Origin of the sequence: Halomonas sp. PBN3 (genome assembly GCF_000475415.1) — a bacterium.
Taxonomy (GTDB): domain Bacteria; phylum Pseudomonadota; class Gammaproteobacteria; order Pseudomonadales; family Halomonadaceae; genus Halomonas; species Halomonas shengliensis.
Window position 1 is genome coordinate 41,191 of the sequence record NZ_AXCA01000002.1, and the last position, 19,298, is coordinate 60,488.

Consider the following 19,298-nt stretch of genomic DNA (forward strand, 5'->3'; position numbering starts at 1 on the left):
GGCTGCTTGTGGTTCGTATATTCAGTCGCTTTCTCGGCTAACTTGATCGTGGTCAGAGGTATAGCCATCACGCCTGGCAGGAAGGCGGGTTCACGCCTAAGATAGTGATCAATTACTATCTTTAGAGGCTCGAGCATGTCCGAACGCCAGCATCTCCCCGCCGACGAGCGCCGGGAACGCACTGTGGAAGCCGTCATCGAGCTTTGCGGCCGTGAGGAACCCGCCACCCTGACCACCGGGCGCATCGCCCGTCGCATGGGGGTCACCCAGGGGGCGCTGTTTCGCCACTTTTCGAGCAAGGAGGCGATCTGGGAGGCATCGGTGGCCTGGATCGCCGAGCGAGTCATGGCGAGGGTCGCTGCCGCCGCCGAGGGCATCGAGGATCCCCTGGAAGCGCTCGAGGCGATGTTCCTGGCGCATGTGATGTTCATCGCCGAGCACCCAGGGGTGCCGCGGCTGCTGATGGGCCAGCTGCAGCACCCACGGCCTACCGCTGCCAGTCGCCTGGTGCGCGAGCTGCTGGAGCGCTATCGGCGGCGACTGCTGAGCCTGCTCGTCGAGGCCGAGCGTCGAGGGCAGCTGCGCTCTGGCCTCGACCTGGACACGGCGGCAACCCAGTTCATCGGCTGCGTTCAGGGACTGATGCTGCAGTCGCTGATCGCCGCCGACGTGGCAGGCATCGTCGACCGGGCGCCGGCGGCCTTCGATCTCTATCGACACGGCATTCGCGCGGATGCGGGAGGTGACGCATGAGACCCTGGACACGGCGACTGGGGCGGGGCTTGGCGGTGCTGATCGGCGTCGCCGTGGGTGTGGCGCTGCTGGTCTTCTTCGTGGCCAACCGTCAGTCCCCCGAGCGCGAGGAGGAGGCGTCGGCCTCCGCCACTCCGGTCAGGTTCGTCGAGATTCGTCCCCTGGAGCTGCGCCTGGAGGCGCGCGGCCACGGCGTGGCGCGCCCCGCCGAGACCTGGCAGGCGACAGCCAACGTGGCGGGGCGGGTCGTCGAGCGTCACCCGGAACTGGAGAGCGGCACCCTGCTGCCCGAGGGCACCCTGCTGGTGGCCCTGGATCCCAGCCGCTATGAGCTGGCCATCGCCGAGGCCGAGGCGGAGCTCGCCAGCCTGGCCGGCGAGCTGGCTCAGCTCGAGGCCGAGGAAAAGAACACCCGTCGCCTGCTGGGGCTGGAGCAACAGGCACTTGCCCTGGCCGAGCAGGAGCTGACACGCATCGAGCGCCTGGCGGCCAGCGGTTCAGTCTCCAGCTCACGACGCGACGAGCAGCGCCGCAGCACCCTGGGTCAGCGTCAGGCGGTCGCCTCGCTGGAGAACAGCCTGGCACTGCTGCCCACGCGGCGCGAGGTACTCGAGGCGCAGCGCGAGCGGGCCGCGGTGCGCCTGGCCCAGGCCCGGGAGGACCTCGCCGATACGCGTTTCGAGGCTCCCTACGACCTGCGCCTGGCCGATGTCGAGGTGGAGTTGCACCAGTTCGTCGGCACCGGGCAGCGGCTTTTCCAAGCCGAGAGCCTGGCCGCTGCCGAGGTGGAGGCCCATATCCCCATCGCCATGATGCGCCGCCTGCTGGCCGCGGCCATGCCGGCGGGAGCCAGCGACGCGGCACCGGTCCTGGCCGAGGGGCTGGACCTGGCGGAGCGGCTGGACTTCCCGGCGGTGCAGGCCGACCTCTTCCTGGCCGGCGCCGAGGGTGTGGGCTGGGCGGGGGAGCTGGTACGCGTGGCCAGCGGCCTGGATCCCGCCACCCGCACCGTGCGTGCCGTGGTGCGGGTCGAGCACCCCTATCGCGATGCCCGGCCGCCGGATCACCCGCCGCTGCAGCGCGACATGTACGTGCGCACGCGGCTCAGCGCGTCCAGCCCCGAGCCTCGCCTGGTGATACCGGCCAGTGCGGTGCATCAGGGTGAGGTGTGGCTGGTGGATGCCGAGGCACGCCTCGAGCGGCGCGCGGTGAGCGTGGCCTTCGAGCAAGGCAACCTGGCGGTGATCACGGACGGCCTCAGGCCCGGCGAGCAGTTGGTGGTCGATGACCTGCCCGCGGCGATCGCCGGGATGGCCCTCGACCCGCGTCGCGACGAGGCCCTGGAGGCGCGAGTCGCCGAGCAGGCGCTGGGCCAGGGACATGAGGAAGCGCGACCATGATCCGCTGGTTCGCCGCCCACCCCACCGCCGCCAACCTGCTGTTGGTACTGCTGCTCGCCGCCGGCCTCTTCACCGCCCCGTCGCTCAAGCGCGAGACCTTCCCCGACTACCGCCCGGTGGAGGTGAGCGTCGAGGCGGTCTACCGCGGGGCCAGCGCCGCCGACGTGGAGGATGCCATCTGCCGCCGCCTGCATGAGGCGGTGAAGGGGGTGGAGTTCCTCGACGAGTTCGTCTGTGTGGCCCAGGACAACCTGGCCAGCGCCACCGCTACCATGCAGGCCGGCGGGGATCCCCTGCGCTTTCTCGGCGAGATCGACACCGAGGTCTCCGCCATCACCGAGCTGCCGGCGCGGGCGGACCCACCGGTGGTGCGTGAGCTGCACCGCAGCGACGCGGTGGCGGCGGTCGCGGTGTCGGCTGACATGCCCGCCGGCCAGCTCGAGGAGTACGCCCTGCGCCTGGAAGAGCGCATCATGGCGCTGCCCGGTGTGGCGGACGTGGCGATCCACGGCATGTCCCAGCGCCAGTGGCAGGTGGAGGTGCCCAGCGAGGTGCTCGGCCAGCACGGCCTCTCGGCCCGCGAGCTGGCGCGGCGGATCTCGGCTCAGAGCCTGGACCTGCCGCTGGGCACCCTGGAGACCCCGGAGCGCGAACTCCTGCTGCGCTTCACCGACCAGCGCCGCTCGCTGGAGGAGCTGTCGCGCCTGGTGGTGATCTCCGACCCGGCCGGCGGCGAGCTGACCCTGGGTGACATTGCCCGCCTGAGCGAGGCCGGTGAACGCGAGGAGGAGAAGCTTCGTTTCAACGGCGAACCGGCGCTGGTGCTGGAGGTCAGCAAGAGCCTGCGCGACGACTCCCTGACAGTGAAGGAGCGCCTCGAGGGGCTGATCGAGGAAGAGCGCCGCCGCTTCGATAATGGCATCACGCTGACCCTGACCCAGGACATGACCAGCATCGTGCGCGATCGCCTGCAGATGCTGGTGGGCAACGGTGTCATGGGGCTGGCACTGGTGGTGCTGGTGATGAGCCTGTTCTTCCGCCCGCGCCTGGCGCTGTGGGCGGTGCTTGGGCTGCCCGCGGCCTTCATGGGGGCCTTCCTGGTCATGGGGCTCGCCGGCCTCTCGCTGAACATGATCACCCTGGTGGCGCTGCTGATGGCCATTGGCATCGTCATGGACGACGCCATCGTGATCACCGACAACATCGCCGCCCACGCCGGGGAGAACGCCACACCACTGGAGGCGGTGGTGGCGGGGACTCGACAGGTACTGCCCGGGGTGCTGTCGTCGTTCCTGACCACTGCAGCGGTGTTCGTGCCGCTCTCCTTCCTGGCCGGCGAGCTGGGGGCGGTGCTGGAGGTGCTGCCGGTGGTGCTGATCGCCGCACTGGCGGCGAGCCTTGTCGAGGCGTTCTGGATCCTGCCTCACCATCTCAAGGGAAGTCTCAAGGGCAGCGTGGCGCACCTGCAGCAGGGCCATGATTCCCGTTTTCGCACCACCTTCGACCGCGGCTTCGAGCGCTTCCGCGAGGGGGTGGGGCGGCTGGCCGATCGGGCGATCCGCTTCCGCCATCTGGTGCTGGGGGCGGTGCTGGCCGTGATGCTGGCCTCCGTCGGCTTCATGGCCGGCGGCCACGTCGGCAGCGAGGCGATGCCCGACATCGACGGCGACGTGCTGGAGGCGCGCATCCTGATGCCCCAGGGTACACCGCTCGAGCGCACCGAGGCGGTGGCCGAGCGCATCGAGACGGCGATGCGCGAGCTCGATGAACGCCATTCGCCCGGGCAGCCGGGGGGCGCGGCGCTGGTCGAGGCCATCCAGGTGCGTTTCAATCACAACCTCAGCGCCCGGGAGGCGGGGCCCCATGTGGCCACGGTCAGTGTCGACCTGCTCACCGCCGAGCGGCGCACCATGACCCTGGATGCGCTGACCGCCGAGTGGCGGGAAGCGATCGGCGAGATCGCGGGGGTGCAGCGCCTGATCATCCAGGAGCCGGGATTCGGCCCCGCCGGGGTGCCCGTGGAGGTGCGCCTGGCCGGCGAGGACCTAGCAGCCATGAAGGCGGCGGCACGGGAGCTTGCCACGCGCCTCGAGGGCTATTCGGCGGTCTACAACGTCATGGATGATCAGCGCCTGGGCAAGCCCCAACGCGCCTACTCGCTGGCCTCGGGTGCCCACGGCCTGGGGCTCAGCGCCGAGGAGGTGGCGAGCCAGCTGCGCGCCGGCCTGCTTGGTGAGATCGCCGATACCCAGCGCATCGGCGAGCAGGAGATCGAGGTGCTGGTGCGCCAGGCCGAGGCCGACCGCGACGGTCTCGATGACCTGGCTGACCAGACCCTGCTGCTCCCCGACGGCAGCCGGGTGCCGCTCTCGGTGGTGACCGAGGTGGCGGAACGCCGCGACTGGGCGCGCATCACCCGCATCGACGGGCGGCGCACCGTCACCGTGGAGGCCAACGTGGACGCCCGCCAGGCCAGTGGCCAGGCCATCGTCGACGACCTCGTCGGCAGCGGCTGGCTGGCCGACTTCGAGGCGCGCCATCCCGAGGTGACGGTCACCTTCGAGGGGCAGGTGGCCAGCTCCGCCGAGACCGGCGGCTCCATCGCCCGCGGCCTGCTGATCGGCCTGGTAGGGATCTTCGTGATTCTCTCCTTCCAGTTCCGCAGTTACGTGGAGCCACTGATCGTCATGCTCTCGATACCGCTGGCCTTTATCGGCGCCATCTGGGGGCACGTGATCATGGGCTACTACCTCTCGATGCCCTCGCTGATCGGCGCGGCGTCGCTGGCCGGCATCGTGGTCAACAACGCCATCCTGCTGATCCATTTCATCAAGACCCACCGGGAACGGGGGGCTGGATGCGGCAGCGGCCGCGGGGCAAGCCAGCCGCGACCGGCTGCGCGCCATCCTGATCTCCTCCACCACCACCATCGCCGGCCTCGCGCCGCTGCTGGCTGAGACCAGCAGCCAGGCGGATGCCATCAAGCCGCTGGTGATCGCCGTGGTGTTCGGCCTGCTCAGCGCTACCCTGCTGGTACTGCTGGTGATCCCGGCGCTCTACGTGCTGTTCGACGACTGGGGCTGGGCCCGGGGGACGCAGCACGGCAGTGATGGCTGATGCCGGCGGGCTGCCAGCCGACCTACTCCTGCGTGGCTACTGGCAGGGATAGGTCGGTGGTGGACATGGTGGATAACAAGGAAAGGTTATCGCTGCAGGACATAGGTGCCCGGGGCATCGCTGATGGGTGCGTAGCTCTCGCCGCCCATCGCCGGAGGGTCCACCTGCTCCTTGGAGGAGCGCTCCACCAGCCACTCCTGCCAGACCGGCCACCAGGAGCCCTGGTGGGTCGGTGTCATCTGCTGCCAGGTGTCCGGATCAACGTAGCTCTGCTTCTCGTAGCGGGTTTCGACCTGATAGGTGCGTCTGGGGTGCCCGATTTCGCTGACGATGCCGGCATTGTGGCCGCCGCTGGTGAGCAGGAAGGTGACCTCATCGGTGTCGGTGAGCAGATGGATCTTGTAGACCGAGCGCCACGGCGCGACGTGGTCGCTGCTGGTGGCCACGGAGAAGATCGGCACCGCGATGTCGGTGATGGCGATGGGGCGGTCACCGACGATATAGCGCCCGGATGCCAGGTCGTTGTTGAGATAGAGCCGACGCAGATACTGCGAGTGCATCAGATAGGGCATGCGCGTCACATCGGCGTTCCAGGCCATCAGGGGGTGCATGGGCTGACGCTCGCCGAGCATGTATTCGCGTACCATACGCGACCAGATCAGGTCGTTGGAGCGCAGCAGCTGGAAGGCGCCGGCCATCTGATAGCCGTCCAGGTAGCCGCGCTCCTGCATCATGCTCTCGAGGTAGTCGACCTCGCTTTCGCTGATGAACAGCGATAGCTCGCCGGCCTCGGTGAAGTCGACCTGGGCGGCCAGCAGGGTGAGCGAGGCCAGTCGGTTGTCGTCATCCCGAGCCATGGTGGCGGCCTGAATCGTCAGCAGCGTGCCACCCAGGCAGTAGCCCACCGCATGGATCTTGCGCTCCGGCAGGATCGAGGAGACCACGTCTATCGCCGCTTCGGGCCCCAGGCGGCGGTAGCTGCCCATGCTCAGTTCGCGATCCTCCGAATCCACATTGCGCCAGGAGATCATGAACACCGTATGGCCCTGATCCAGCAAGTAGCGCACCAGGGATTTTTCCGGGGTCAGGTCGAGGATGTAATACTTCATGATCCAGGCCGGCACGATAAGCACCGGCTCCGCGAAGACCTTGTTGGTGGTCGGGGTGTACTGGATCAGCTCGATCAGGTGGTTGCGGTAGACCACCTTGCCCGGGGTGGTGGCGAGATTCTCGCCGACCTTGAACGCCTCGCTGCCCACCGGGGGTTGGCCGGTCATCTGCCGCTCCCAATCCTCGCAGAAGTTCTCCCAGCCGCGCACGAAGTTCATGCCGCCCTGCTCCAGGGTGGTATCGATCACCTCGGGGTTGAGCCAGGGGAAGTTGGAGGGCGACCAGCGATCGAGGATCTGCCGGCCGATGAAGGAGACCACGTTCTCGGTGCTTCGCGACAGGCCGTCGATATTGGTCGTGGCGCTCTCCCACCACTCCTGCTGCAGCAGAAAGGATTGGTAGATCACGTGGTAAGGCCAGCGAGACCAGGCGTCGCCGGCAAAACGCGTGTCCTGTAGCGTTGGCGCGATACAGGGCGGCGTGTCCGGGGCCATGTTGGCCTGGCGGATATATCGCAACAGGTATTCAAGCTTGAACCCCGCCTCCTCGGCCAGCGCCAGCTGCTTGCCGGGCGACATGGCGAGATGGGCGAGCCACTCGTAGATCACCGTGGCCACGCCGGCGGGGGTGATGCCCTGGGTCAAGGCGGCCATATGGGCCTTGAAGGTGCGGTCCAGCATGCCGGGGGCGTAGTGGCTGGAGGGCCGTGAGGTTGGTCGAAGCGGTTGATTCATGGCGATGCATACTCCTTATTGGCCGGCCTCAGGAGCAAGGCAGCGCTTGCACAAGCGGATGTCTTCTCCATGCTGCCAGATAATCCACCTTAGTTCGAATCTTGAGATGGAGTGCCGATGTCGAGCCCCACGCCCCGGGCCAGTGCTTCAATCTCGGCGTAGTGGCGCCGATACTCGCTCGAATCGAGCGGTGCGTAGTTGAGGTTCTTCATCGCGCTGGAGAGGGCGGTGAAGTAGTCGCGAATGGCGTCCTTGTCGTCGAAGGAGTACGCCGCGGCGAGCAGCGAATGGATCAGTGCCAGGCTGCGCCGCTGACGTTCCGGGGAGGTGCTGCCATCCACCGCATCGAAGGCGTCCTGCTGCAGATAGACCAGATCGAGGAAGGCGGCCTTGTGGTAGGTGAGGAAGTCGTCGATGGTGATGCCCTCGTCGCCGGTGACCTGCATCATCTGGTTGACATCCTCTCCGTCGTGCAGCAGCTGCAGCAGTTCGTCGATGCGCCCCGGCCACTCGGCACCCAGCCGTTCGGCGATGGCGGGCTCGAGTTCGGCGCGGTAGCGCGACCAGGAGAGCAGCGGGTCCACCGCCGGATAGAAGCGCTTGTAGGCGCGCTCCGAGGAGAGGCCGAGAAACGCCTTGACGGTGCTCAGGGTCGCCTGGGTCACCGGCTCCTCGAAGTTGCCGCCGGCAGGGGAGACGGTGCCGATCAGGGTCAGGCTGCCGCTGTCGCCGGCGTTGTTGCGAATCACCCCGGCGCGCTCGTAGACGCTGCGAATCGCCGAGTCCAGGTAGGCGGGGTAGGCCTCCTCGCCGGGAATCTCCTCCATGCGTCCGGAGGTCTCGCGCATCGCCTGGGCCCAGCGCGAGGTGGAGTCGGCGATCAGCAGCACGTCAAGCCCCATCTGGCGGTAGTATTCGCCGAGGGTGATGCCGGTGTAGATGGAGGCTTCCCGGGCGGCCACCGGCATCGAGGAGGTGTTGCAGATGATCACGGTGCGGTCCATCAGCGAGCCGCCGGTGGTCGGGTCGCTGAGTCGCGGGAACTCGGTGATGGTCTCCACCACCTCGCCGGCCCGCTCGCCACAGGCGACGATGATCACGATATCCACGGTGGAGTAGCGGGCGATGAGGTTCTGCAGCACCGTCTTGCCGGCGCCGAAGGGGCCGGGAATGCAGGCGGTGCCGCCGGTGGCGATGGGGAAGAAGGTGTCGATCACCCGAATGCTGGTGTCCAGGGGGCGGTCGGGATAGAGCCGCTCGCTGGCGTGGCTGTCGAGCAGGCGTTTCGGCAGCGGCGTGCGCACCGGCCAGCGCTGGGCCAGGGTGACCTGGCGCTCGGCGCCCGTTTCATCCACCAGCCGCGCCACCGGCACGTCCACGGCGAAGCTGCCCTCCTGAATCCAGCCGACCTCCTGCTCGCCCCGGAGGTCGAAGGGCACCATGATGCGATGGGTGAAACGCCCCTCCTGCACGGTGCCGAGGGTGTCGCCGGCGTGTAGTTTGGCGCCCATGCGCACCCGGGGCGAGAAGGACCACTTGATGGTCGTGTCCAGCGCCGCCAGGTGCATCCCCCGGGGCAGAAAGAAACCCGACTGCAGGGCGATCTGCTCCAGGGGGTTCTGCAGGCCGTCGTAGATCTGGCCGAGCAGGCCGGGGCCGAGGGTGACGGAAAGCATCTCGCCGGTCTGCTCCACCGCGTCGCCCACGGCGATGCCGCCGGTATCCTCGAAGACCTGGACATCCGCCCGCTGGCCCTGCACCCGCAGCACCTCGCCCTTGAGGCGGATATCGCGCGCCTCCTCGCCGCGAGCGGGGCGGATATAGACCACCTCGTTCTTCATCAGTCCCTGGGAGCGCTCGGTGGTCTCGATGACCACGATATCGTCCTGGACGTTGATGACGCGGCACTCCCCTCCAGCGCCTTGAGGAACAGGGGCGTCCTGCGACATAGCGGCGTTCTTTCCCGTCGTGGTAGCCATAACGCGTCACTCTCCTGAAAAAAGCGTCCCGTAGTCGCCGAGCCCACGCTCGATATCCGCCCGTAGGCGACGCTCTGCCGCCTCGGCGTTGTAGCGCTGCCAGGCGGCGATTAGGCGCCAGCGCAGCCAGTAGATGACGACCTCGCGAAAGTCGAAGCGATCATGGCGGCGCGCCCGCTCGAGCCGACGCCAGTTCTCCTCGAGCAGCAGCCGTTCCAGCTCCCGGGGGCGATCGTGCTGCAGATGCTCCCGGGCCTCGGCGAGCCAGGGGAAGACTGGCCCCACGCCGAACAGCGGCGCCTGCCAATGGGCGCTGATATGCGCCAGATGCGGGCCGAATCCCCAGCTCTCGCCCAGGGCCGGGGCGGGATCGTCCCGCCGGCGCAGGGCCGCCACCAGGGTGCGCTGTTCGAGCAGGGCCTCGATGAGGTCGCCCACGCCGTGCTCCGCCAATTGCGGCGCCGCCTGCCGATAGCGCCGGATAAGGGTATCGGGGGAGACGTCCAGGCCCAGATGCTGCCAGTCGAGCAGGGTGTCCAGCGACCGCAGGCTGTCGCGATGAGCATCGCTCAGGGTCTCGAGACGATGCGCCAGGCGGATCGCCGAGATCGGCAGGGGCTCGCGCCCGAAGGGCGTGGCGGGCAGTGCCGGCAGGCTGGCGAGCAGGTCGACGTACCGATGGCGCTCTAACATGGCTACTTGATGATGCCTTCGAGCATGGCGCGAAAGCGCGGCTGCAAATGTGCCAATAGAAGCTCCGCCACCGCCTCGTCGCTGATGTCGAGCTCCATCTCGTGCTCGTGCAGGCGGATGCGCAGGCCGCTTTCCTGCTCGCCGATGGAGAAGCGCACCCCCTCGCGCAGCATCTCCCGGGCCTGGGCGACCACGAACCAGGAGAGCGTGCCCTCCTCGAGCTCTTCGGGGCGGCGCCGCAGCTCCTCCAGCCCCAGTACGTCCCGGGGAAGCATTACCTCCACGTCACTCTCCGCCTCCAGCGGCGTGTCGTTGCGGGTGCGGGCGGCGAGCTCGAGGATCAGGCGCTGCAGCAGGTCTTCCTGGGACAGGGCCTGACCCACCAGCCGGCGCAGATGGTCGCGAAAGCGGTGGGTCAGGGTGGTCTGCATCTCCAGCACGCTGTCCCGGGCCGCGACCCGCAGCGCCTCCTTGGCAGAGGTCTCCAGGCGCGCGGCCTCCTCCCGGGCCTGCTCGCGCAGCGCCTGGGCGTCCCGCTCCGCCTGCTCGACCATCCAGGTGGCGCGCTTCTCCGCATCGGCGACGATGCGCCGCGCCTCCTCCCGCCCCTGCTCCACGCCCTCGCTGCGCAGCCGCTCGATCAGCGCCTCGACGCCGAAGGAGGCGCCCTGAAGGGGTGTTTCCCGGTCGCTCATCACCTTGTCTCCGTGTTACTGCAGGGGGATGTCGCCGCCGATCACCAGGGCGAAGATGAAGGCGAACACCCCGAACCCCTCGACGATGGCCGCCGGCGCGATGGAGAGCCCGAAGATCTCCGGCTTGCTCTTGGCGCTGTTGATCGCCGAGGCGCAGCAGCTGCCCTGATAGACCGCGCTTAACAGCAGCGCCACCCCGGCGAGGAGGCCCACGGAGAACAGCCCCGCCGAGGTGGCCTCGGTGACCGGGCGTTGCAGGCTGAACATTACCACGATGCCGTAGATGCTCTGGGAGGAGGGCATCGCCGAGAGCCCGATGAAGCGCCCGTGGCCGGTCTCGGTCTCGAGCAGGGCGCCGATGGCCGCCTGGCCGGCGATGGCGCAGCCGATGATGCTGCCGATGGCGCCCAGGGCCATGGGCCCGTACAGGCCCGCCCAGCCCAGGGCGATGATCAGTTGCTCCATGGCGTGGTCTCCGTTGTCGCGAATGCCGTGAAGGGGTATCCCTCGTCCGAGATGCCCCAGTGATAGAACTCGATAAGATTGAGCCGCAGCCCGTGCACCACGCCGCTGACCACCGCCAGCACGAAGTTCAGCGCGTGGCCGACGATCAGGATCAGCGCGTAGAGCAGGATACCCAGGCCCGGAAAGGCCGCCGCCGCGTCTGCGGCAAGCTGGTTGAAGGTGACCGCCAGCGAGGCGCTGGCAAGCCCCAGGGCGAACAGGCGCAGGTAGCTCAGCACGTCGCCGAAGGCTCGGGTCACGTCGGTCAGGGCGTAGAGGCCACCACCGGCGCGTTGGAGCAGATCCAGCGGCCCGCGCACCGGGCGGGTGTCGGAGAAGAGGGCGACGGCGATAAGCCCCAGGGCGAGGGCGACGCCGCCGCCGGTGATACCGTAATAGAGCATCACCCCGGCCAGCAGGACGACGATCCAGCCCAGCGGCGCCAGCATCGCGGCCTGCCCGCGCCGATGCCAGGCGACGGTGGCGTTGGCAACGATCAGGTGCGCCAGGCCGATGCCGATCGCCAGCCGCATCATCTGGGCGAAGTCGTTGACATCGAGCAGCCTGAGTCGCGCGAGCCAGCCGTCCGCTGGCGGGCTCCAGCCGAAATAGCTGCCGGCGAGCACGCCGTAGGCGAAGGCACAGCCCGCCAGGGCGAAGCCCAGGTTGCGCACGCGCGTGCCGGCGCGGCTGCGGGTGAGACGCTTCGAGAAGAACAGCACCGCGCCGAGCAGCAGCAGCGCGTAGCCGGCGTCGGCGAGGATCATGGCGAAGAACAGCGCAAAGGAGAAGAAGATCACCCGGGAGGGGTCCCAGTTGCGATAGCCGGGCATCTGGTAGAAGCGCACGATCTCCGCACCGCCGGCGGTGCGCTCGTCGTTGTCGAGCAGGGTCGGCGGCTGGTCCTCGGGAGCCACCGGCTCGTCGAGCAGGGCGAGCCCGCGCCGCTCGGCGAGGGCTCGAACGTCCTCGATCGCCCGCTCGGGCACCCAGCCCTGCACGGCGAAGATCGCCTTGCTGTCGCGGGTGAGGCGCTGCGCTTCACTCAGGCTCGCCGCGTCCTCCACCCGGGCCTGATGGCGATGCAGCAGGTGGATCCAGCGGGTCAGCGCCTCGCGCTCGGCGACCCGCTCGTCGAGGCGCACCACCAGGCGCTGTAGCTCCTCCTGCAGACGCCGGCGCGGCACGCTGCCGGTATGGGTGCGCGGCACCGGCAGGGCGTCCACCGTGGGCTCCTCCCGAGCGATCACCGCGATGTAGCGGTTGCGGTTGTCACGATGCACCTCCTGCCAGGGCAGGGTGACCTCCGCAAGCTGGCGCGCCTTGTAGTGGGGAACCTCGTAGAACCACAGCCGATGGTTGGCGAGGCTCTCCAGAGGCGGGAACTCGAAGTCGCCCCAGGGCTCGAGATCCTTGAGACGCCGTCGGGTAAAGTCGATGCTGTCCTCCAGGTCCCGGGTCTGGCGCTGGTTCTCCAGGGCGCGCGTGACGATGGCCTGATGGTCGAAGTCGGGGTCGCTGGGCACCTGATGACGCTTGACCGGACAGTCGAGCAGATAGGCCAGCGCCTTGCGGGTGTCGCTGGCCGTCCCCCCGGCGGGGGCATCCGGCTTTTCCGTCCTCAGGTCGATCAGGTGCATGACGCCGAGACGCTGCAAGTCGCGCAGCGTGTCCTGCTTGTCGCCGCGACGGCCCAGCAGCGTCACCCGGCGCAGTGCCACGATGCTCATAATTGCGCTCCCTGGGCCTGCTTGCGCTTGGCGAGCTTGGCGCGTACCACCGCCGAGCGCTCGCCGTCGGCGAGATGAATGCGGATGCGGCGAATGTTCTCCCGGGTGCGCGGAATCAATACCTTGTCGAACAGGTTGACCCGCTGGGTGACCCGCTTGACCGCTCGCTCCAGGCGCCGCAGCCGCTCCTGCTCCACCTGCAGGCGCACCGTCAGCGCCAGGGCGTCGTGCAGGGCCTCGCGATAGCGATCCAGCCAGTGGGGCGTGGTCAGCGCCGAATAGTCGGCGACGTCGATGTCGACGTTCTCGAGGACCGGCAGGTGCACGCCGAGCAGGTTGTGCTCGCGCAGCCGCACGGCCGTCACTCGGGCCAGGCCTTGAAACTGCAGGGTATCGTCACCGGCCATGGGCAGCCGGTCGCGCACCCCGGCCACCAGGGCGTCCAGCTCGGCCTCGCTGGCGTGCAGCGTCTCCCGGGCGTGCAAACGCTCGGCGATCAGCTGACGGCGCTTGAGGTCCAGGGACGGCAGCAGGCGCTGAAACTGCTTGAGCCGGGACTGTTCCCGGTGCAGGGCCGTCTTGTTAAGAGAGAGTCGTGCCACCTCGGTTCCTTATCCCCTGATTGCCTTATCCTGCGGCGTTCTGATCTTGGACCGGCGCTTCAGCCAGCGCTCGCACTATCGGCCTGCGAGGTAGTAGCTCCGGTGCCTCCGGCGGGCTCCTGCTTCTTGACGGGAAAGTACTTGTCGATCAGGTGTTGTTTCATGATCAGCTCCCGGGGTTCGAAGCATTCGGCGAGGGTCTCCCAGGCGAGGTCCAGGGCGCGTTCCAGGGGCAGGGAGACCGATACGTCCATGAAGCGCGTCTCGAACAGTTCGCCGAAGCGCAGCAGCCGCTCGTCGAAGGCGGAGAGTTCGAAGGCCATGGCGCGCTTCTGCTGGGCGTCCTGGGCGCCGGCATAGAGGCGGATCATGGTGTTCATCAGCGCGCCGTGGTCCTCCCGGGTGCTCTCGCCGATCACGTGCTGCTTGAGCCGGGAGAGAGAGCCGAAGGGGTCGATCCGGCCGTCGCGCAGATAGAACTGGCCCTCGGTGATGTAGCCGGTGTTGTCCGGCACCGGGTGGGTGATGTCATCGCCGGGCATGGTGGTGACGCTGAGCACCGTCACCGAGCCGGCGCCGTGAAAGTCGCAGGCCTTCTCGTAGCGCCGCGCCAGCTGGGAGTAGAGGTCGCCCATATGGCCGCGATTGGACGGCACCCGCTCCATGCTGATGCCGACCTCCTTCAGGGCGTCGGCGTAGGCGGTCATGTCGGTGAGCAGCACCAGCACCCGCTTGCCCTCCTCCACGGCGAAGCGCTCCGCCACCGCCAGGGCCATGTCCGGCACCAGCAGGCGCTCCACCACCGAGTCCGAGGCCAGGTTGGTGAACATCACCGTATGGGCGAACACCCCGGCATCGAGAAAGCGCTGCCGGAAGTAGTGGTAGTCGTCGAAGATCAACCCCATGCCGCCGAACACCACCACATCGGCATCGGCGTGGATGGCGATGCGGGCAAGCAAAGCGTTGTAGGGCTCGCCGGCCACCGAGAAGATGGGGATCTTCTGGCTCTCCACCAGGGTGTTGAAGACGTCGATCATCGGCACGTCGGTGCGGATCATGCGGCTCGGCATCACCCGACGCATGGGATTCACCGAGGGCCCGCCGATCTCCACCCGGCGATCCTCATCCAGGGCCGGGCCACGGTCCATGGGTTCGCCGAGGCTGTTGAAGGCGCGCCCCAGCACGTTCTGGGAACAGGTGACCTGCATAGGGTGGCCGAGGAAGCGGATCGACGCCCGAGTGGTCAGCCCGGCGGTGCCGCCGAAGACCTGCAGCGAGACGACGTCGTCATCGATGCGAATCACCTGGGCGAGCACCGTCTCGCCGTCGGCCTTGCGTAGGCTGGCGAGATCGCGGAAACGTGCCGGCGCTGGCCGGTCGCCGGTGGCAGGCACCCGCACCCGCACGATGCCGCCGACGATGCTGAGGATGTTGCGATAGTGACTGAGCGGTTGTGCCATGCCGGGCCGGCCTCTCCATGCTAGAGGGGATTGTCTCGGCATGACTCGGATAGCGCTGCCGGAGACAAGGTGTCATTCGTCAAGGGGTGGTGCTTGTTTGCACATTTTCTACTAGTTTGCTAACGAGGATGCCCTTCGATTCAGCAAAGTGTCAATGAGATGTCCTCCCCGGGTCGATCCGCCGCCAGGGCACGGCGCAGGGTGTCCAGGCGGTCCCGCTGCCACCGATCATGGTCGTGCAGGAAATCGGTGCCAAACCGGCGAGCCTCCTGGGGAGAAAGAGTTTCCGCGAAGCGGCGGATGTCCAGGTCCTCCAGCGGGAAACGCTGGTGCAACGAGATCCACGCCGAGCCGTCGCGAAGCTTCAGGGCCGGGTTGAGCGCGTAGTGGCCACGTTTCAGGCGCAGGAACAGCTTGCGGTTGTAGCGATCCTCGCGCCGGATCTCGTTCTTGGACAGGATGCTCGAGAGATACTGCCGGCGCTTGCGGCGCGGCGGCAGGACCCGGTCGGGAAGCCGGGCCACCCAGGCCTCGATATCCTGGGCGGTGTAGCCCTGGTGCCATACCATGGCCGGGCCGAGATGGCGATAGAACATGGCCTGAAGCAGCTCGAGAAGGAAGGTCTCCATCAGTCGGCGATCGAGCTTTACCAGGCGGCCGTCGACCTGCACGCCAAGGCTCGCTGGCGCCAGCAGGGGATAGAGAGCGGCCAGGCGCTGGCGGGCGAAGGCGTCGTCGAGCATCGCCTGCTCCAGGGCGAAGTGCAGGGCGGTGAAGCCGTTGTTGGCGGTCAGCGTCGGGTCGGCGCCCCGCTCGATCAGCTGCTCCACCAGGGCGGCGTTGCCCAGTCGCGCCGCGATCATCAGGGGGGTGAGGCCGAAACGCGTGCGATGATCCACGCCGTAGCGCTGGGTATCCCGGAACACCGCCGTGGGATGCTTCATCTCATAGCTCATGAAATGGTTACGGTGGAGCTGGCGCACCGCTCTGCTCTCGGTGTCCAGGGCGGGCTTGAAGCCGGCTTCGGCAAGGGCGTTCAGGGTGGGGCGGTGATGATGCAGCAGAGCGTATTCGAAGACCTCGAGACGCTCCTTCTTGCCGCCTTCGGCGAGGACCCGATCGCGTAGCGCCTCGAAGCCGACGCGATCCAGCACCGTCCAGGGCACCGGCTGTTCCTCCAGTATTCGCTCGCGAATTGCCTGGGCCTGCTCGTCCTTGCCCTGGAGCTCGAGGCGTCTGGCCTCGTGCTGCCAGTCCTCGAGGGAGGAGTCATCCTGTTCCAGCTGGAGTTCGCCTTCGAGACTCTCTACCTGCAGAAGTTTCAGCACCGGATGGTCGAGCCGCGTCTCCACCAGGTAGACATGGCGCACCGCCCGGGTCACCGCCACGTAGAGGGCATTGATGAAGAACTTGTAGATCTCCAGCGATTTATCGTGCTTGTCCTTGGCGCGGCGGTAGCTGAGCTCCTCACGCTCAAGCGCCTCGGGGTCCACGCCCCTGGCGATCGCCTGGAACATCTCCGCATCGTCGCTGATCACGTTGTAGAGGATGACGCTGTCGTATTCGAGCCCCTTGGCCTCCTGTATCGAGAAGACCAGGGGGGTGCGGAACCAGCGCCGCGCCTCTGCCTTCTGTTCAGGGTGCAGCACCACCACCGCGAAGCGCGTGGAGCGGGCGGTGCGGCTGTCGAGCTCGCGCTTGAGTGTTTCCCGGTTCTCCAGCAGCTGTACCTGTCCCGACTGCTCGACGGCGCTGCGCACCAGATAGTTGCTCTCGCGATCCACCGAGCCGAAGCGCGCATGCTTGAGCTTGAGGATGCGGTTGGCCAGTGCCGTGACCAGCGGCGCGTTGCGATAGTTGGCGTGCAGGATGCGCACCACCTCGCCGTGACCGGTCAGGCCGCGCTCGTGAAAGAACAGCGACTTGACGCTGGCCCAGGAGAAGAAGTTGGGGTGGACGATCTGGTTGGCGTCGCCGCTGAGCAGGAACTGGCCGGGCTCACGCAGGGTATTCAGGATCAGGTAGAGCTGAACATTGGTGATATCCTGCACCTCGTCGACTACCACGAAGTCGTAACTGGGCCGCACCAGGGCGAGGTGCTCGTGGGCGACCAGGTTGGGGTCATAGAGCCCTTGCTCATCGAGAAAGGCGAGGTAGCGCTCGAAGAGGTCATAGACCCGGGGCCGCTCGGTCTCGGAGAAGATCGACTGCTTGACGCCGAGTTCCAGGTACTCCTCCCGCGATCGCCAGCCGCTCTCGGTCACCGGCCCGGTGATCACGCCGCGGATCTCCTCGTAGAGCTGGTGCGGATCGCTCAGGCCGCTGCCCTGGCGGTGGCGCTGGAACCAGGCCTGGAAGTCGCGGGTCTCGACCTGTCGGCCCTGCGGCACCTGGATGCTCTCCAGCAGCTCCTGGAACGACAGGAAATCCACCGACTGATCCGGGTTGTCGTAGCCGTGGGCGTAGTAGAGATCCCGGGCGCTGGTCACCAGATAGGAGGAGAGGCTGACATAGAGGACCTCGCCGATGGCCTCCTTGAGCTTCTCGAGAATCAGCGCCGTCTTGCCGCTGCCGGCGGAGCCGACCACCACCAGCGGCGGTGGGGAGGCGAAGATGGCCTCCTGCTCGTCGTCGAAGGTCAGGATCTTGTCGAGCAGGTGGAAACGCTCGCGGGTCGGATGCAGGTAGCCCAGGGGCTCGACGTCTGCCTCTTCCGGGGTGTCAATGCGCGGAATCTTGTTCTCGTCGATCACCGCGTCGCCGGCCAGGAAGCGCGAGCGCTCGTAGGCGTGGTTGCGCAGGTATTCGAGTATCAGGCAGCAGGTCTCGCCCGCGTGCCGGTAAAGCGAGAATAGTATCCGGTCGCGCTTGTTGAGCCGTGCCCGATAGAGATTGTCGCCGATCTTGCGGACATCGGCCTGCCGGAAGTTGTCCGCCTCCAGGGCGGCGCGCAGCTTCTGGAAACCGGGAATCGATTCCGCGTCTAGATCGCTATAGAGCAAGACTCGCATGGGGGAAGGGACCGTGTTCGTTTGGCGTATTCGCCAAGAGGTTGAGGCTTCCTGCCGTACAGGAGCTGATCGCTGCAAAGGATGATTGTTGCAGAGGGCGGGTCAGGGATCAAAGCAGGGCAGCCGCTACCCAGATGGCTCCCAGTCGATCAGCGCCCAGCGCATGGGCGCGCCTCCCGCGGCGGCACGCCGGGAGTCGGCGCGGTACCAGGCCTCGAGCCGCGCGGTTTCCTCGGCGCTCAGCTCGCCCAGCGACCAGGCCACGCGCTGGGCGAACTCGTCGAAATCCCGGGTGCCGGCCAGGCGGCTGGGAACCTCGATATGGCTTAGACGCGGATGAATGCCCTGGGCATGCAGCAGATTGACGGTGTAGATGTAGTCGGGCGCGGACGCCCGCCGACGCCCCAGCAGCGACGCGAGTTCGGCATCGAGGAAGTGGCCGCCGACCAGCTGGGTCATGTAGACCCGCTGGCGGGCATGGGCATTGAGCTTGGCGAGGGCGTCCTGCAGGTCGGCCACCATGCCGGAGCGCGAGGCCACCACGATGTCGCACGTGGGAACGTCGTGCCAGTCGTCCTCCCAGGCACGCAGCAGAGGCGTGACGTTGTCGAGTCCGAGACGGCTGGCATGGTGCTCAAGCTGCTCGAGCATCCCCGGGCTGTAATCCATGCCGATGACCTCTTCGAGTCGATCGGCCAGCAACAGGCCGATGGTGCCGGGGCCGCAGCCAACATCCAGCAGGCTGCGGCAGCCGGTCAAGTCCATGCGCGAGATGAAGGTCTCGGCGTAAGCGCCGCCAAGCGGCTTGCGCCCGAGTGACTCGGCGCGGGCATCCCAGGCGCTGGGCGGCTTGGGCCGGCGCTGTGATTGCGCCATGTGCTGGCGATAGAGCGCGGCAAAATCGATGTCGTCGATGGTCATGGGCAATGCTCAATAAACGTCTTCACGATAGCGCCCCTGGGCCTTGAGCGTCGCCACATCCATGCCTAGCGGCGCGATGACCTCGTTCAGCGCCGCCATGACGCTTACGGCCATGTCTCGGCCGCCGCAGACCAGGATCTGCGCGCCCTTCTCGTCAGCCGGCGTAGTTCCGGGCCATTCGCGATGAGCCTGTCCTGCACATAGGCGCGCTCGTCGACGCGAGAAAAGGTTGCGTTCAGCCTCGTCAGCCGCCGGTCCGCCAGATAGGTGTTGAGTTCCGGCTCATAGAGGAAGTCGGACTGCGGATTGCGGCCACCCCAGTAGAGGTGCATGGGGTGATGCGCCTTGTTGTGGCGGATGAAGCCGGCCAGCGGCCCGATGCCGGTACCCGCACCGATCAGCACCACCGGCGCCTTGCCGGAGGCGGGACGGAAATCCGGGTTGGGCTGGATGAAGGCGTCGATAGTATCGCCCACCGGCAGCGCATGCAGAAAGTTCGAGCACAGGCCGCCGGGATGCTGGCGCACGCAGATCTCCAGCATGCCATCCTTCGAGGCCGAGGCCAGGGAGTAGACATCATGGATTGACC

The 19,298-nt window shown here is 67.4% G+C and carries 12 protein-coding genes and 2 pseudogenes; 3 read left to right on the forward strand and 11 right to left on the reverse strand.

From position 1 onward, the window contains the following. Positions 1–135: 135 nt before the first annotated feature. The 3 genes and pseudogenes from Q673_RS19525 (at position 136) to Q673_RS19535 (ending at position 5,270) form a co-directional block, all read left to right on the forward strand. Positions 136–753 carry a TetR/AcrR family transcriptional regulator gene (locus tag Q673_RS19525; protein ID WP_023004295.1) on the forward strand — a complete coding sequence of 206 codons (618 nt, stop codon included), beginning with the start codon at positions 136–138 and terminating at the stop codon, positions 751–753. Next, positions 750–2,153 (forward strand): efflux RND transporter periplasmic adaptor subunit, encoded by a 1,404-nt coding sequence (locus Q673_RS19530; protein ID WP_031217471.1) that lies wholly within the window; start codon positions 750–752, stop codon positions 2,151–2,153. The genes Q673_RS19525 and Q673_RS19530 overlap by 4 nt, the downstream gene beginning before the upstream one ends. After that, positions 2,150–5,270, forward strand: a pseudogene (locus Q673_RS19535) (efflux RND transporter permease subunit). Before Q673_RS19530 ends, Q673_RS19535 begins: the two are co-directional and overlap by 4 nt. A gap of 86 nt (positions 5,271–5,356) precedes the next feature. On the opposite strand, the gene Q673_RS19540 reads toward Q673_RS19535, so the two are convergent. From Q673_RS19540 to Q673_RS0117850, 11 genes and pseudogenes are all read right to left on the reverse strand, one after another. Further along, positions 5,357–7,114: a PHA/PHB synthase family protein gene (locus Q673_RS19540; protein ID WP_023004299.1), complete on the reverse strand. Its 1,758-nt coding sequence runs from the start codon at positions 7,112–7,114 to the stop codon at positions 5,357–5,359. Between the two features lie 89 nt (positions 7,115–7,203). Then, positions 7,204–9,063 (reverse strand): V-type ATP synthase subunit A, encoded by a 1,860-nt coding sequence (locus tag Q673_RS19545; RefSeq protein WP_043523937.1) that lies wholly within the window; start codon positions 9,061–9,063, stop codon positions 7,204–7,206. A 36-nt stretch (positions 9,064–9,099) separates the two neighbouring features. After that, on the reverse strand, positions 9,100–9,786 hold the full coding sequence (locus Q673_RS19550; RefSeq protein ID WP_023004301.1) for a hypothetical protein: 687 nt from the start codon (positions 9,784–9,786) through the stop codon (positions 9,100–9,102). Between the two features lie 2 nt (positions 9,787–9,788). Next, positions 9,789–10,481 (reverse strand): hypothetical protein, encoded by a 693-nt coding sequence (locus Q673_RS19555; protein WP_023004302.1) that lies wholly within the window; start codon positions 10,479–10,481, stop codon positions 9,789–9,791. A 15-nt stretch (positions 10,482–10,496) separates the two neighbouring features. Next, positions 10,497–10,946: an ATP synthase subunit C gene (locus tag Q673_RS19560; RefSeq protein WP_023004303.1), complete on the reverse strand. Its 450-nt coding sequence runs from the start codon at positions 10,944–10,946 to the stop codon at positions 10,497–10,499. Continuing rightward, the gene (locus Q673_RS19565; RefSeq protein WP_023004304.1) at positions 10,934–12,715 is read right to left on the reverse strand and encodes a V-type ATP synthase subunit I; all 1,782 of its coding nucleotides are present in this window, start codon (positions 12,713–12,715) and stop codon (positions 10,934–10,936) included. Before Q673_RS19565 ends, Q673_RS19560 begins: the two co-directional genes overlap by 13 nt. Beyond that, the gene (locus tag Q673_RS19570; protein ID WP_023004305.1) at positions 12,712–13,317 is read right to left on the reverse strand and encodes a V-type ATP synthase subunit D; all 606 of its coding nucleotides are present in this window, start codon (positions 13,315–13,317) and stop codon (positions 12,712–12,714) included. Before Q673_RS19570 ends, Q673_RS19565 begins: the two co-directional genes overlap by 4 nt. A 59-nt stretch (positions 13,318–13,376) precedes the next feature. Further along, the gene (locus Q673_RS19575) at positions 13,377–14,777 is read right to left on the reverse strand and encodes a V-type ATP synthase subunit B (RefSeq protein WP_023004306.1); all 1,401 of its coding nucleotides are present in this window, start codon (positions 14,775–14,777) and stop codon (positions 13,377–13,379) included. A gap of 140 nt (positions 14,778–14,917) precedes the next feature. Then, positions 14,918–17,788: an ankyrin repeat domain-containing protein gene (locus tag Q673_RS19580; RefSeq protein WP_023004307.1), complete on the reverse strand. Its 2,871-nt coding sequence runs from the start codon at positions 17,786–17,788 to the stop codon at positions 14,918–14,920. Between the two features lie 126 nt (positions 17,789–17,914). After that, on the reverse strand, positions 17,915–18,709 hold the full coding sequence (locus tag Q673_RS19585) for a methyltransferase domain-containing protein (protein WP_023004308.1): 795 nt from the start codon (positions 18,707–18,709) through the stop codon (positions 17,915–17,917). A 104-nt stretch (positions 18,710–18,813) separates the two neighbouring features. Then, positions 18,814–19,298, reverse strand: a pseudogene (locus Q673_RS0117850) (hypothetical protein); the annotation flags it as partial.

Bases quoted from the DNA above. Each gene is read 5' to 3' on its own strand.
- Q673_RS19525 (WP_023004295.1), top strand. From the start codon at position 136: ATGTCCGAACGCCAGCATCTCCCCGCCGACGAGCGCCGGGAACGCACT.
- Q673_RS19585 (WP_023004308.1), bottom strand. From the start codon at position 18,709: ATGACCATCGACGACATCGATTTTGCCGCGCTCTATCGCCAGCACATG.
- Q673_RS19530 (WP_031217471.1), top strand. From the start codon at position 750: ATGAGACCCTGGACACGGCGACTGGGGCGGGGCTTGGCGGTGCTGATC.
- Q673_RS19575 (WP_023004306.1), bottom strand. From the start codon at position 14,777: ATGGCACAACCGCTCAGTCACTATCGCAACATCCTCAGCATCGTCGGC.
- Q673_RS19545 (WP_043523937.1), bottom strand. From the start codon at position 9,063: ATGTCGCAGGACGCCCCTGTTCCTCAAGGCGCTGGAGGGGAGTGCCGC.
- Q673_RS19555 (WP_023004302.1), bottom strand. From the start codon at position 10,481: ATGAGCGACCGGGAAACACCCCTTCAGGGCGCCTCCTTCGGCGTCGAG.
- Q673_RS19580 (WP_023004307.1), bottom strand. From the start codon at position 17,788: ATGCGAGTCTTGCTCTATAGCGATCTAGACGCGGAATCGATTCCCGGT.
- Q673_RS19540 (WP_023004299.1), bottom strand. From the start codon at position 7,114: ATGAATCAACCGCTTCGACCAACCTCACGGCCCTCCAGCCACTACGCC.
- Q673_RS19550 (WP_023004301.1), bottom strand. From the start codon at position 9,786: ATGTTAGAGCGCCATCGGTACGTCGACCTGCTCGCCAGCCTGCCGGCA.
- Q673_RS19560 (WP_023004303.1), bottom strand. From the start codon at position 10,946: ATGGAGCAACTGATCATCGCCCTGGGCTGGGCGGGCCTGTACGGGCCC.
- Q673_RS19565 (WP_023004304.1), bottom strand. From the start codon at position 12,715: ATGAGCATCGTGGCACTGCGCCGGGTGACGCTGCTGGGCCGTCGCGGC.